Annotated in this window: 13 protein-coding genes; 7 read left to right on the top strand and 6 right to left on the bottom strand. The window is 51.3% G+C overall.

What is annotated here, in order from left to right:
• The first annotated feature begins 15 nt into the window (after positions 1-15).
• Positions 16-762: a class I SAM-dependent DNA methyltransferase gene (locus LHL18_RS03330; protein WP_226765759.1), complete on the top strand. Its 747-nt coding sequence runs from the start codon at positions 16-18 to the stop codon at positions 760-762.
• Positions 763-797: 35 nt separating this feature from the next.
• Here the strand turns inward: LHL18_RS03330 and LHL18_RS03335 are convergent, their stop codons facing one another.
• Positions 798-2,420, bottom strand: coding sequence for a methyl-accepting chemotaxis protein (locus LHL18_RS03335; RefSeq protein WP_226765760.1), 1,623 nt, complete (start codon positions 2,418-2,420; stop codon positions 798-800).
• A gap of 181 nt (positions 2,421-2,601) precedes the next feature.
• Here LHL18_RS03335 and LHL18_RS03340 point away from each other — a divergent pair, with 181 nt between their 5' ends.
• A complete protein-coding gene (locus LHL18_RS03340) occupies positions 2,602-3,612 on the top strand; it encodes a metal-dependent hydrolase (protein WP_226765761.1) in 1,011 nt (336 codons plus the stop codon).
• A gap of 5 nt (positions 3,613-3,617) precedes the next feature.
• On the opposite strand, the gene norR is transcribed toward LHL18_RS03340, so the two are convergent.
• Entirely contained in the window at positions 3,618-5,183 is a 1,566-nt protein-coding gene (gene norR, locus LHL18_RS03345; RefSeq protein WP_226765762.1) for a nitric oxide reductase transcriptional regulator NorR, read from the bottom strand.
• 105 nt (positions 5,184-5,288) lie between these two features.
• Between norR and LHL18_RS03350 the strand changes: the two genes are divergently transcribed.
• Genes LHL18_RS03350 through hmpA form a run of 3 tightly spaced genes read left to right on the top strand, consistent with a single transcriptional unit; the run spans position 5,289 to position 7,999 of the window.
• A complete protein-coding gene (locus tag LHL18_RS03350) occupies positions 5,289-5,576 on the top strand; it encodes a hypothetical protein (protein ID WP_226765763.1) in 288 nt (95 codons plus the stop codon).
• 1 nt (position 5,577) lies between these two features.
• Positions 5,578-6,783, top strand: coding sequence for an NnrS family protein (locus tag LHL18_RS03355; RefSeq protein WP_226765764.1), 1,206 nt, complete (start codon positions 5,578-5,580; stop codon positions 6,781-6,783).
• Positions 6,784-6,808: 25 nt separating this feature from the next.
• Entirely contained in the window at positions 6,809-7,999 is a 1,191-nt protein-coding gene (gene hmpA, locus LHL18_RS03360) for an NO-inducible flavohemoprotein (RefSeq protein WP_226765765.1), read from the top strand.
• A gap of 90 nt (positions 8,000-8,089) precedes the next feature.
• Here hmpA and LHL18_RS03365 read toward each other — a convergent pair whose 3' ends face one another.
• Together LHL18_RS03365 and LHL18_RS03370 are read right to left on the bottom strand one after the other, a co-directional pair.
• On the bottom strand, positions 8,090-8,569 hold the full coding sequence (locus LHL18_RS03365) for a carboxymuconolactone decarboxylase family protein (RefSeq protein WP_226765766.1): 480 nt from the start codon (positions 8,567-8,569) through the stop codon (positions 8,090-8,092).
• 34 nt (positions 8,570-8,603) lie between these two features.
• Positions 8,604-9,224: an FMN-dependent NADH-azoreductase gene (locus tag LHL18_RS03370; RefSeq protein WP_134053998.1), complete on the bottom strand. Its 621-nt coding sequence runs from the start codon at positions 9,222-9,224 to the stop codon at positions 8,604-8,606.
• 118 nt (positions 9,225-9,342) lie between these two features.
• Between LHL18_RS03370 and pdxR the strand changes: the two genes are divergently transcribed.
• A complete protein-coding gene (gene pdxR, locus LHL18_RS03375) occupies positions 9,343-10,731 on the top strand; it encodes a MocR-like pyridoxine biosynthesis transcription factor PdxR (RefSeq protein WP_226765767.1) in 1,389 nt (462 codons plus the stop codon).
• Between the two features lie 203 nt (positions 10,732-10,934).
• The gene (locus LHL18_RS03380) at positions 10,935-11,702 is read left to right on the top strand and encodes a substrate-binding periplasmic protein (RefSeq protein WP_226765768.1); all 768 of its coding nucleotides are present in this window, start codon (positions 10,935-10,937) and stop codon (positions 11,700-11,702) included.
• Between the two features lie 33 nt (positions 11,703-11,735).
• On the opposite strand, the gene LHL18_RS03385 is transcribed toward LHL18_RS03380, so the two are convergent.
• Positions 11,736-12,239 (bottom strand): SixA phosphatase family protein, encoded by a 504-nt coding sequence (locus LHL18_RS03385; protein ID WP_226765769.1) that lies wholly within the window; start codon positions 12,237-12,239, stop codon positions 11,736-11,738.
• Entirely contained in the window at positions 12,229-12,795 is a 567-nt protein-coding gene (locus LHL18_RS03390) for a GNAT family N-acetyltransferase (protein ID WP_226765770.1), read from the bottom strand. Before LHL18_RS03390 ends, LHL18_RS03385 begins: the two co-directional genes overlap by 11 nt.
• Positions 12,796-12,797 lie beyond the last annotated feature (2 nt).

Consider the following 12,797-nt stretch of genomic DNA (forward strand, 5'->3'; position numbering starts at 1 on the left):
GAAGTGCTGTTAGTTATGCAGTCTTCCAATGCGTTATACACTGATCTCTCCACTTATTACGACCTGATGTGCTGTGATATCGACTATTACGCGCAAAGCCAGGCTGTGCACCGGCTGCACCAACTGCTGGGCAACGCTGGCCGGAATAATCTGGATCTGGCGTGCGGAACGGGCCCGCATATCTATCATTTTCTAAGCTTGGGCTACCAATGCACAGGAATTGACCTGAACCAGCCAATGCTGACACTGGCTCAGGCCCGCTGCCCGCAAGCGCGTTTTGTGCTGCAGAACATGTGCAATTTCACACTGGACCAACCAGCGGATCTTATTACCTGCTTTTTGTATTCCATTCATTATAATTCCGGCATAACGCAGCTACAGCAGTGCATCAGCAGCGTATTTAATGCGTTAACAGCTGGCGGCATGTTCTGCTTTAATGCGGTGGATAAAGATAAAATCTGTAACAACAGTATGGTGCGCCACAGCACTCATCACCTGGACAGCCAGTTTGTGTTTGAGTCGGGCTGGCACTATGCAGGTACTGGTGAGCAGCAATCTTTAAAACTACGCATTGCTAAAATCAACAACGCCGCCACTGAACTGTGGCACGACGAACATCCAATGGTAGCTGTCAGTTTTGCAGAATTACAAGCGTTACTAAGCCCGTTGTTTGAAGTGCATATTCTGGCACATCAGTACGACAACATAGTGCCATGGGATCAGGTATCAGGTAACGCACTGTTCGTTTGTATTAAACGCTGATAATACCGGCACCGCCGCAGCGGTGCCGGTATTCGTTACAAGCGGAATTTACTAATCAGACTATTCAGTTGCTCAGCCAACCTTGCCAGCTCTGCACTTGATGCCTGCGTTTCATTGGCACCGGCCGCGGTTTGCACAGCCAGGTCGCGAATATTTACCAGGTTGCGGTCAACGTCTCTCGCCACGGTAGCCTGCTGCTCTGCCGCACTGGCGATAGTCAGGTTCTGGTTATTTATCTGCGATATCGCCTCTGCAATCAGTTGCAAGGCCTCGCCGGCCTGATGCGCCACCTGCAAGGTTTCTGCGGCTCTTGCACTGCTGCTGCTCATAGCACTTACTGTGGTGGCCGTTTCAGCGTCAATCGCCCCCATCATACGTTCTATTTCTTTAGTAGATTCCTGGGTCCGGTGCGCCAGCGCCCTGACCTCATCCGCTACTACCGCAAAGCCACGGCCGCTGTCTCCGGCTCTGGCGGCTTCGATAGCGGCATTTAAAGCCAGCAGGTTAGTCTGATCAGCAATAGCGCGGATAACATCCAGCACCGAGGCAATATCACGGATCCGCGTTGCCAGATTACCGACGCTGTTACCGGTATGCTGCAGCTCAGTTTCCAAATCACGGATATTCTTAATGGTATGTTCTACCTGGTTCTTACCCAGACGGGTTTTCTCATCAGCCAGCTCAGAGTCGCGTGATGTGGTAACGGCGCTCCGGGCAACCTCTTCAATCGCTGTTGTTAGCTCAGTCACAGCGGTAGCGGCCTGGTCCAGCTCGTCACTTTGCTGATGCATGGTCTGAGTAGACTGCTCGGTTACCACGCTCAGCTCTTCTGACGTGGCTGCCAATTGCGATGATGATTTATTAATTTCATCAAGTGTCTGGCGCAGCTGCTGCTGCATCTGTGCCATAGCTCTGACCAGATCACCGGCTTCATCCGGCTCATCATCATGAATAGCTGCGGTTAAATCAGCTGACGCAATACGCTGCGAAACCGTAACCGCATTGCGCATTGGAACAATCAAACTGCGGCTGAATAACCAGGCCAAAACGGCACCAAACAAGGTGGCGATAACAATCACCACTGTGGTAACCATTTTACCTTGCTTCACACTGTGATGAGCGGCATCTGCCGCAGTATCTGCAGTGCTTTTTTGGTATTCGAACATCTGCGTCAGTGCATTATTAAATTCAACCGACGCCTGGCTAAAGCTTTGCCGGGCAAAAGCTTCAGCTTCATCCTGCTTGCCACTGTCAATCAGCTGCAGTAACTGCTTATGCAACTGGTCATAATGCTTACGCGCCCGGTCTACATTTTCAAACACCGCCCGGCCTTGCGGCGTTTTATGAAACTCAGCCAGCTTACGCTCGGTTTCATCATAACTGCTTAACAGGTTATTCATTTGCGTGCGGTTATTTTCCCGCGCCTCTGCGGTATGCGCATTTAGCATACCCAGGGTATAAATACGTATCAGCAGAAAATCCCGGTTTAGCTCGCCTGCCAGTATTGATGCCGGTAAACGCCGCTCTGCAATGTTGTCAAAATGCCGCTCTGTCTCGTTAAGGCTCAGTATGGCCATTACCCCAACAAACAGCGTAGCTAGGCCCATCAGCACGAAAGCGATGGATAATCGTTTGGTAATACGTATTTTTCTTAGCATGGTATGACATCTCAATACGGCTGATGTGGCAGGTTTAGCTGTCTTTGTCAGTAAAAGCGACCTGACATGGCTACAGCTGAATATTTATACCAGCTCATATTAGAGTAATATTTCGCAAACTGCCAACTGCATGACTTTTAACGTAAACTGACAACCTTTAGTTTCAGGCGGGCATACCAGTATGGATTCAGTAACACAGTTAACCCTTGGCGCAGCTGTTGCCGTTGCAGCACTAGGCCAAAAGCCGGGTAGTAAAGTAAAAGTGGCATTGGCCGGCGCAGTGCTGGGTACCCTGCCCGATTTAGATGTACTTATTGATTATGGCGATGTCGTCAGCAATATGGTGCTGCACCGCACTGAGAGTCACGCCTTATTTTATCAAACGCTGATATCGCCAGTGCTGGCCTGGCTGGCAGCCTTATGCTGCAACCAGCGTAGCTATTACCGCCATTGGCTACTCGCAACCTGGCTTATCCTGATCACCCACACGGGTATTGATGCCATGACGGTATACGGCACCCAGTTTGGTTTACCTTTTACCAATACGCCCTTTGCTGTCGGCAGCATGTTTATCATCGACCCGCTGTATACCCTGCCACTGCTGGCCGGGGTTTTGTGGTATTTATTCTCCCGCCGTGGCAAGGGCTACCGGGCCAATTCTGCCGGTATTGTATTATCGTCTGCCTACCTGGTTTGGAGTTTTGCGGCTCAGCAATATGTAACCGGCATAGCGATACACAATGCCCAGCAGCAACTGCGTGACCAGCAACAGATACTGGTCACGCCTGCCCCTTTGAACACCATATTGTGGCGCATAGTGGTGATGACAGAACAAGGCTATGCCGAAGGGTTTTATTCGCTGTTTGACAGCAGCGACCAGATTGAATTTACGCTGATAGCACAGGATACCAGCCTGAAACAACGCTATGCCGATGTTAAAGCTGTGCAGCAGCTTAGCTGGTTCAGCCGCGGTTTTTACACGCTTGCGCAGCAAGGCGATATACTGCTGCTGACAGATTTACGTATGGGACAGGAAGGCAGCTATGCCTTTCAATTTGAAGTAGATCCAAGCAACCACAGGGCGGTGATACAGCAGCCGATGCGCCGTGATGCAGCTACAGCCCTGCCGTGGCTATGGCAGCGCATGTGGGGCGTACAACTGCCCTCACCTTATTTGGCTGCGTCGCGCTAGGGCAGTCAATACTGTACGGTCTTGCTGACGCTGATACCCAGCCGTTTGGCTAAGCGGGCCAGGTTTGCCCTGTCCTGCCCAAGCTGACGGGCGGCCAGGCTCCAGTTACCTTGCGAATGCTGCAGTGCCTGCAAAATCAGCTGGCGCTGAAAAAGCTCTGTTGCGGCTTTTAAATCCGTTACATTTTGCTCAGTGATAACCTGCGGCGTGTGCTGATTAACCACTGGCGCAGTTGCGCTCAGCTCCAGCAAAGCGCTACCGATACTGACAATGCCACTGCGGCCGGTTTGGCCGGCAGCTTTTAACGCCGCGCGGCTGATAACATGCTCCAGCTCGCGCACATTGCCAGGCCAGTGATACTGCAGTAGTACCGGAGCGGCATCAGCAGCAAGTTTTAGTTGGCGGATACCAAGCTTGCGGGCCGTTTGCTCAAGAAAGTACCCTGCCAGCAATAACGCATCATCCTGACGCTGACGCAGCGGCGGTACGGTCAGCGGATACACCGTCAACCTGTGATACAAATCAGCTCTGAAGCGGCCTTGCTGCACTTCGTGCTGCAAATCGCGATTGGTTGCCGCAATAATACGCACATCAACGCGTTGCACTTCATCTTTACCCACCGGCTGTATCTCACCGCTTTGCAGCACACGCAGTAGCTTGCTTTGCATACTTAGCGGCAGCTCACCTATTTCATCGAGAAAAATAGTGCCACCATCAGACAGCAAAAATTTACCCGGCCGCTCGCGGTCCGCGCCGGTAAAAGCACCTTTGGCATGGCCGAATAACTCCGCTTCGGCCAGGCTTTCCGGCAAAGACGCGCAATTTAAATACACCAAAGGTGCACTGTTACGGCCGGACAACTGATGTAGCGTGCGGGCCACCAATTCTTTACCCACGCCGGTTTCGCCCTGAATAAGCACAGTGTAATCTGACCCGGCGACCAGCTGAATATCGCTACGCAGTGCCTGCATTGCGCTGCTTTGGCCTATCAGCTCTCCACCATCGCGCAGCAATGCTTCCTGTGTCAGCTCCTGTACCAGTTGCTGCGCATGGCGCGCACTCATCGTCAGCTGTGTCATGGCAAAGGCGGTTTTAAGCGTTGCGGCAGACAACGCCGCCATTAACTCAAGCGTTTTATCGGCTATCTGGGTAAAAGCATCCGGTTCCAGGCTGTCTATCGTCAACAACCCCAATAACTGATTATCAGAATACAGCGGCAATCCCATACAGGAATGCACCGGCAAGTCGCCACTGCGGGCCAACAGCAGGCCGTCGTACGGGTCGGGCAACGGGCAGTCAGACGGAAAACGGTGCGGCCCGCTACTTAAACATAACTGCTGTAGCCGGGGGTGCTCGGCCAACGCAAAACGCCGGCCCATGGTATCGGCTGACAAGCCCTGCGCAGCAAGTGGTGTCAATACATCCTGATGCAACCCCATCAGCACTACCGCATCACAGCGGATAGCCTTTCGTACCGACGTTAGCAAGCGGTCAAACCGGTCTTCATTGTTCAGGCTGTTGGCTAAATCCAGCGCAACTTCCAGCAACAATCTGTTGTTTTGTTCAGACATAACCCAACCAGGTCAAAATGACTCAAACGAATCCAAATAACTACCGAACAAGATAAGTCATAATGACTCAAAAATAAAACAACAAAACATAAACCATTGTTAATAATGAAAATAAATTTATGGCATAGCTTCTGCTTTAGTAAAGCGAGACTACTTTCACTACCCCGGCAAGCCAACTATGAAAGATTACTGTACTGGGCAAACGGCTTTTTAGCAGCATCTGCTGCGGTTTTGCTGGCAACAGTATTGATGTGTTACCCGTTCGAGCAATGGTTTTCACTGCCACAGCTGATTGTTGGCCACCTGAGTATGCTGGCCAGCGCGACCATGGTGAAAATAAGCTACGTCGGGCGCTGTATTGCGCTGTATGCGTTAAAGCGCGAGGTGCGTTAACGTGGCGCTACAACCCATAAACCTTACGCCGCCGGCCAGTACTGATACGCCTGCTGTACTGGCACTGGCATTTCGGCCATTTTTTCTGCTGGCAGCTATCTGGGCGCTGCTCTCAGTTGCACTTTGGCTCGGTCAGCTAAACGGCTGGTGGAGCGCCCAGCAACTGCTGCCCGCGACGCTGTGGCACGCCCATGAAATGCTATTTGGCTTCGGCGCTTTAGTCGCCGCAGGCTTTTTGCTCACTGCGGCTCAGAACTGGACTAATGTACCGGCACTGCGAGGCACTAAGCTGGCGTTGTTATCTCTGTGCTGGCTGGCCGCACGTTTTGTGCCGCTGCTTACCTCTGAGCTAACCGCTATAACGCTACTTGCCGTTTTGCAAAGCCTGTGGTGGCTTGGCGTCATCGCCGCTTTTTCCCGCCAGCTGTGGTTGGCCAAAAGCCGGCGCAACTACCCGTTTATTGCCATTTTGACGGTAATGATGCTGCTCAATCTGAGCTTTCTGCTGCTGGCGCACGCTGGCATGCCTGATTATGCCGCGCATTTAAGCCACAGCATGATCCTGATGTTTTGCCTGTTAATGGGTATTGTCGGCGCGCGGGTTATTCCGTTTTTTACCGCCAGAGCGACGGCAACGGTGCAGATCAGTACACCCGGCTTGGACAAAGCCATACTGTTTGTTTCGCTGCCCGCGACAGCTCTTTTTGTCAGCAGCGGCTTTTACCCGCCCCTGTTTTCTCCCGGCTATCTGATGCTGCTAAGCGCAGTGCTGCACCTGCTGCGCCTTGGCCTTTGGTTTACCCCCAAGCTACTAAAGCATCCGCTTTTATGGTCACTGCACCTGTCTTATCTGGCAATGGCGCTCGGCTTGCTGCTGATGGCACTGAGCCTGCTGACTGAGCTGCTGTACTTCAAAGATATGCTGCATCTGGTGGCGATAAGCGCGATGGCCGCGATGATGCTATCGATGATGGCCCGGGTGTCGCTTGGTCATACCGGCCGGCCACTACTGGTTGGCAACTTGCTGGCGCTAAGCTTTGCAGCGCTGCTGCTGTCAGGTGTAGCCCGCACGCTGGCTGTACTGCTGGCCAAACCCTTATTGCTGTGGCAGCTGAGCGGTGCGCTCTGGCTGGTCGCATTTCTGATTTTTATCCGGGTGTACTTACCCATTCTTACATCACCACGGCTGGATGGCCGGCCAGGCTGATGTGTTTACCATCAATGAGGTTGTTATGTTATCTGCAAAAACCATCAGTTTAGTCAAAAGTACCGTACCACTGCTTGAGAACGCCGGCGTGGCGGTAACCAACTACTTTTATAACCGCATGTTTACCGCAAAACCGGAACTGAAAAACATTTTCAATATGAGTAACCAGCTAAACGGCAAGCAACAGTTCGCGCTGTTCAGTGCGGTAGCGTCATACGCCAAGCATATTGATAACCCAAGCGTGCTGGGCGCTGTAGTAGAACGGGTAGCCAATAAACACACCAGTTTCTTTATACTGCCTGAGCACTATGACATTGTCGGCCATCACCTGATTTGTACTTTAAAGGAGCTGGCACCAGAGCAGTTTACCGATGAAGTTGCCACTGCCTGGACAGAAGCGTATCAGCTACTGGCGAATATTCTGATCGGCCGAGAAAAGCAGTTATATCAGCATAGCGCCCAGGCTACAGGTGGCTGGACCGGCGCGCGCCGCTTCGTGGTTGCCGCCAAAACAGAGGAGTCTGAGCTGGTCACCAGTTTTACCCTGGTGCCGGAAGATGGCGGCGCCGTGGTGTCTTACCAGAGTGGCCAGTATCTGGGCGTAAAAGTAAAACCACCCCATGCCGGTTATGTTGAGATCCGCCAGTACTCTTTGTCAGATAAACCTAATGGTAAAAGTTACCGTATCAGCGTCAAACGCGAAGACTTACCCCAGCCCGGCCTGGTGTCAAACTACCTGCATCAGCAGGTTAAGGTCGGCGATGTGATTGAAGCCATGCCACCGGCCGGCGATTTTTACCTGAAATCAGTGTACGTGCCAACGGTGCTGATTTCTGCCGGTGTCGGCCTGACGCCGATGATGTCAATGCTGGAAACCTTAGCCGCGCGGGCAGAACCCACACCAATTTGGTACCTGCATGCTTGTGAAAACCCACAACAGCATTCATTCAAGGCCCGCCTGGCGCAGTTAAAGCAACAGCTACCACTGCTGCGTAGCTACACCTGGTACAACCAAACACAGCCGCCAAAAAGTAACCAGTTTAACGGTCTGATGCAACTGGCATCGCTCGCCGACGAGCTGCCGCTGCAAACCGGCCAGTTCTATATCTGCGGCCCGACCGGCTTTATGAAGTTTGCTAAAGACCAGTTACTGGCCCTTGGTGTCGCGCCAGAATGCGTTCACTACGAAGTGTTTGGCCCGCACAGCGATTTGTAACAGCAATAACCGGAGGTGCGTTAACACCTCCGGTTTTCTTTAATTGTCAGCCTTAAACCACCTCCTATGGAGGTGGTTTTTTACCCGGGGTTAATTCAGGCCGGCTTTGGTAAGGCCAAAAGCAGTGTCCTGAGAACCTGGCTCTACCTGTGCAAGAATTTGCATACGGTTCCAGAAGTTGATCAGGCCAATGCTGTAAGTCAGCTCAGAGATCTCCACATCAGTAAAATGCTCTTTAGTCGCCTGATACAGCTCGTTGCTGACGCCGGTATCCGGCAGCTTAGTCAGCGCTTCAGTCAATGCTAATGCAGCTTTTTCTTTAGCATTAAACAGCGGTGACTCGCGCCAGATAGCGACATGATAGATACGCAATTCACGCTCGCCTTTAATTTTGGCTTGCTTGATATGCATGTCCAGACAAAAGGCACAGTTGTTCAGCTGTGACGCGCGGATATCAATCAGGCTTTTAATCAGCGGATCAATAGATGTTTTATAGGCAGCCATGCTGGCATCCATCAGGGCTTTTGTCAGCACCGGTACGGTTTCAAAGTGGTTTAAACGTGCAGTCATAATAGTTGCTCCAATGTTTAGCTTTAGCATTAAGTTAGTCAGTTAACAGGTCGACAATAAGATCAGCTGCGGCAATAGCATCAGGTACAGCAGCGTCTCTGGTGTGCGGGTGATGCGTACCATCAACCCGGATAAAACGCACATCGGTAATACCGATATAGCGCAATGCGGTACTGATATAAGGGGTAAACTGATCGTCCCCTTCATTTGGCCGGCCAATAAAAGGCGTGCCGCTAGCCACCACAACAAAAACCTTTTTACCGCTAACCAGGCCCACCTTTTCGCCACGGTCGGTAAACGCAAAGGTGCGGCCGGCACGGGTAATATGATCAAACCAGGCTTTTAGCACTGACGGTAAACCCAGGTTCCACATTGGTGAGGAAATCAGTAAGGTGTCGTGTGCTAGCAGCTGATCAACCAGCCGCTCTGATAACGCTATAGCATTTTGCTGCGCCACAGTGCGAAGATCGGGTTTGGTTAAAAAAGCGCTCACGGTCAACGCATCCAGATGCGGCAAATATTGCTGACCTAAATCCAGTACCGTTTCTGTCAGCGCGGGATAGCGTTGCTGCAACTTTCTCAGCAGGTGGTGGCCAACCTCTCTCGATGCTGAGCCGGCTAAGTTTGGGCTGACTTTAAGATGCAATAGTTTCATATTCTCTCCTGCGCTGGCTGCTAGTCAGCTATCGTTGTTACTCAAAGTTGATGTGCAAATTCTAGCGCTTCATGCCATATTAAAAAGATACAAAAACAATGTATTTAGGTAGGACATAATGACCGGTTATCAGGCAATTTATCAGCGCTATAAACAGCAGATTCTGGCAGGTAGCCTTAAAGCCGGGGAAAAAGTACCGGCTATCCGGGTACTGGCTGCGGATTTAGGTGTGGCGAAAAAAACCGTTGAAACCGCTTATAACATTCTGATTGGCGAGGGATATTTAGTCAGCAAAGGTGCGCGCGGCACCATTGTTAACCCGGATCTGAAGCTAAAGCCCGCTAATGAGCAAACAGTGAACAAGGTGGACGATCAGAAACTGCAGCAACTGATAGACCTGCGCGACAATGCCGGTTTTTTTCGTCTTGGGATACCAGCGCTGGATGAGTTTCCGTATAAAAAATGGTTGCTACTGTCCGGCAAAGATATCCGCGCTATGCGCCCGGAGCATATGCTGACACCGCCGGTGATGGGCTATGCGCCGCTGCGTGAAGCCATTGCCAACTATGTCAATATATCACGCGGTCTGAATTGCACTGCCAGCCAGGTGTGTATTACCAGCGGTTACAAACACAGCCTTGCTCTGATCCTGCAAGCGCTGGCCACACGCCATGATAAAGTGGTGTATGAAGACCCCGGTTACTTCTTTGGCCAGAAGTTATTAAAACGCATAGCGGAAAACCTGCACTATGTGCCCGTTGATAGCCAGGGCCTGAACGTTGATTACCTGTTGAACTACCAGCGTGATGCCCGCTTTGTTATTACCACACCGGCGCACCACAGCCCGCTGGCTGTAACGTTGTCACTGCCCAGGCGCCAGCAGTTGTTGCAGTGGGCGCAGGAGCAGCAAGCCTGGATAGTAGAAGATGACTATGATGGCGAATTTCATTACACCAAAAAAGTGCTGCCGGCACTGAAAAGTCAGGACAGTGCAGACAGAGTGATTTATGTCGGTACGTTCAGCAAAACCATCATGCCGGCTATGCGTATCAGCTATATCGTGCTACCCAAAGCACTGATTAACCGCTTTCATGAGACAGCGGAAATCGTTGAAACCAGCCTGCCACTATTACCACAGCAAATTCTCAGCCGCTTTATTTCTGAGGGGCATTTTTTCAAGCACTTAAAAAAAATGCGCACCCTATACCAAGCCCGCCGCCAGATGGTGTTAAATGCGCTGCACAGCGTTTACCCGACACAGTTTTATGTTGAACTGACTGATGGTGGCATGCATATAGTGGCGTTTTTAAAAACAGGTAATCAGGACGAACAGCTGGCTACAATCTGGCAACAGCACCAGCTGCTGGTGTTTCCGTTATCGGCCTGGTATGCCGGAAAAACCAAGCGTTACGGACTGGTTATTGGTTATACCAATATCCAGTCTGAACAGCAGGCAACAGAAGCGCTGCGCCTGCCGTATGAACAGACACTGGCTTTACTCGGCTGATAGCTTGCTTAGCGACAACAGATATTGCCAATACAAAACTTAATAACATCATTGAACAATACAGCAGATGACAACACCGCAGCACAGGTGCTAACGTCTTATACTGATATTTACTGTATTTTCGGGTTTGAACATTGGTGCTGCTTGCAGGATATCTTTAGCAGCAAGCGCTGGCGTAGACACATGACGGAGACACGAACACCATGCTCAGATTACTGCTTCTGCTAGCTTGCATCGCGGCGGCGCTGCCGCTACATGCCAGCCAGTTGCTGAAATGGTGCGCCTGGGAGTTTCCGGGTAGTGTCAGTTTTGACAACCCGGCCAAAGAAGCTCAGGGCGTTACGGTTGATTTTATGCACGAACTGGCAAAGCGCGCCGGGTTTGAGCTGGTAATCAGTAAAGCCACACCACCGGGGCGCTGCATAAAAGAGCTTGGCGATGGCAGCAGTGATTTGGTGGTTGGTATTATTAAAACCGGTGATGGCCGCGAAGACATAGATTATATTCCCTACGGTGCCCGCCATCCCGATCGGGTGTATTTAGCAGCGGATGATAACCGCAAGCTGGAACAGGTCACTGAGCTTTCGACAATGACTCTGGCCGCTATTCGCAATTTTGGTTTTCACCCCGATGTTACTGTCGTCATAGAGGCTATGCCGCCGCAGCAAATTATCCGGGTTAACTCGGTATATTCTGCACTGGAAGTGGTGGCAAAAAAACGGGTTACAGCAGCGCTGCTGCCCCCGACGTTGGTCAGTGCTGTGCTGCAGAAGCACCCTGGTTTAAACGCGCAAATTCGCGAAGTCAGCTTCCCGGTCAGTATTGTTAAACCGCAACGCGCCTATATTGGCCTGAGTAAACATTGCCAGTGCCCTCAGCTAGCAGCCGCTATCCAAACCAGCCTACAGCAGATGACCGCCGATGGCAGCATTAAGGCCATTTTTGGCGATATCATTATTCCGCTGTTTTAGCCTACCAGAGACTTACGTTTACCTGACCTCGCGCTATTTTACACTGTCGCAGCTAAATGCCTGACGAAGTAAAGTAACCTGTGGGTTTTGTGCGCTGCTATCGACGCGGTACACCATGCTGTAATCCTGCTCATCAAGCTCTGCCATAGCGATACCGCTTAACAGCGTTACCAGCGGCGGTACCGTATTACTATGTCCGACTATCAATACCGGCTGAGAGTGAACTGCTAATTGTTGCAGCAACGTCTGTGTATCGCGCGGATCATACAACGACACCTTTAACTGCTGGCTTGTTGCAACTGCTGCTGCAGTTTGCTGTGTACGCTGATACGCAGTCGAATACACTGCGTCCAGTTTTACCTCTGCCAGATAAGCCGCCAGTGCCTGCGCACGGGCCTGGCCACAGTCAGTCAGCGCAGGGTCGGCACCGACAGGCTGTTTTTCAGCGTGCCGCACCAGATAAAACGTATTAGCCGACACGTCAACGGCACAAAAACACACTATAGCTGCGACGATACCACGCAAACTAGCTTGCATAACGCCCTCCATGCACCGGCACACGATACAGCACAGCGTCGGTATCGCCCAAGGCATCACGGTGTATATAGCGCTTCACAAACTGCATACCAAGCTTACGCATGACACCGATAGAGCCGGTATTATCCGGCATCGCGATAGCTGATAACCATGTCACCTGCGGTTTATCTGCCAATACCGCACTCGCTATTGTTTGTGCTGCTTCACCCGCATAGCCCTGGCCCCAGTACTCACGCTTTAAACGCCAGCCAATCTCGACATCTTCTGTACTGGGCTTTGAGGTATTAAACCCCATAGGCCGGATCAATACCCAGCCAAGGTAAGCGTCATCGCTGCGCCGCCTTATCTGCCATATACCATAACCAAGCTGTGGCTGACGGTATAAATTCATTCTGGGCAGCATCACTTCGACAATAGTTTGCATGGTTGTACGGGTACCACCATTAATAAAGCGCATCACTTCTTCGTCCTGATCAACATCAAACAACAAAGCAGCATCGTCTTGCGACATCAGTGCATACTTCAGCCGCTCACTTGCGGCAATTTGCAATGTCATTA

This window comes from Rheinheimera aquimaris (assembly GCF_020531985.1).
GTDB classification, from domain to species: Bacteria; Pseudomonadota; Gammaproteobacteria; order Enterobacterales; family Alteromonadaceae; genus Alishewanella; species Alishewanella aquimaris.

Bases quoted from the DNA above. Each gene is read 5' to 3' on its own strand.
- LHL18_RS03350 (WP_226765763.1), top strand. From the start codon at position 5,289: ATGAAAATAAATTTATGGCATAGCTTCTGCTTTAGTAAAGCGAGACTA.
- LHL18_RS03330 (WP_226765759.1), top strand. From the start codon at position 16: ATGCAGTCTTCCAATGCGTTATACACTGATCTCTCCACTTATTACGAC.
- hmpA (WP_226765765.1), top strand. From the start codon at position 6,809: ATGTTATCTGCAAAAACCATCAGTTTAGTCAAAAGTACCGTACCACTG.
- norR (WP_226765762.1), bottom strand. From the start codon at position 5,183: ATGTCTGAACAAAACAACAGATTGTTGCTGGAAGTTGCGCTGGATTTA.
- LHL18_RS03380 (WP_226765768.1), top strand. From the start codon at position 10,935: ATGCTCAGATTACTGCTTCTGCTAGCTTGCATCGCGGCGGCGCTGCCG.
- LHL18_RS03335 (WP_226765760.1), bottom strand. From the start codon at position 2,420: ATGCTAAGAAAAATACGTATTACCAAACGATTATCCATCGCTTTCGTG.
- pdxR (WP_226765767.1), top strand. From the start codon at position 9,343: ATGACCGGTTATCAGGCAATTTATCAGCGCTATAAACAGCAGATTCTG.
- LHL18_RS03385 (WP_226765769.1), bottom strand. From the start codon at position 12,239: ATGCAAGCTAGTTTGCGTGGTATCGTCGCAGCTATAGTGTGTTTTTGT.
- LHL18_RS03390 (WP_226765770.1), bottom strand. From the start codon at position 12,795: ATGACATTGCAAATTGCCGCAAGTGAGCGGCTGAAGTATGCACTGATG.
- LHL18_RS03370 (WP_134053998.1), bottom strand. From the start codon at position 9,224: ATGAAACTATTGCATCTTAAAGTCAGCCCAAACTTAGCCGGCTCAGCA.
- LHL18_RS03365 (WP_226765766.1), bottom strand. From the start codon at position 8,569: ATGACTGCACGTTTAAACCACTTTGAAACCGTACCGGTGCTGACAAAA.
- LHL18_RS03340 (WP_226765761.1), top strand. From the start codon at position 2,602: ATGGATTCAGTAACACAGTTAACCCTTGGCGCAGCTGTTGCCGTTGCA.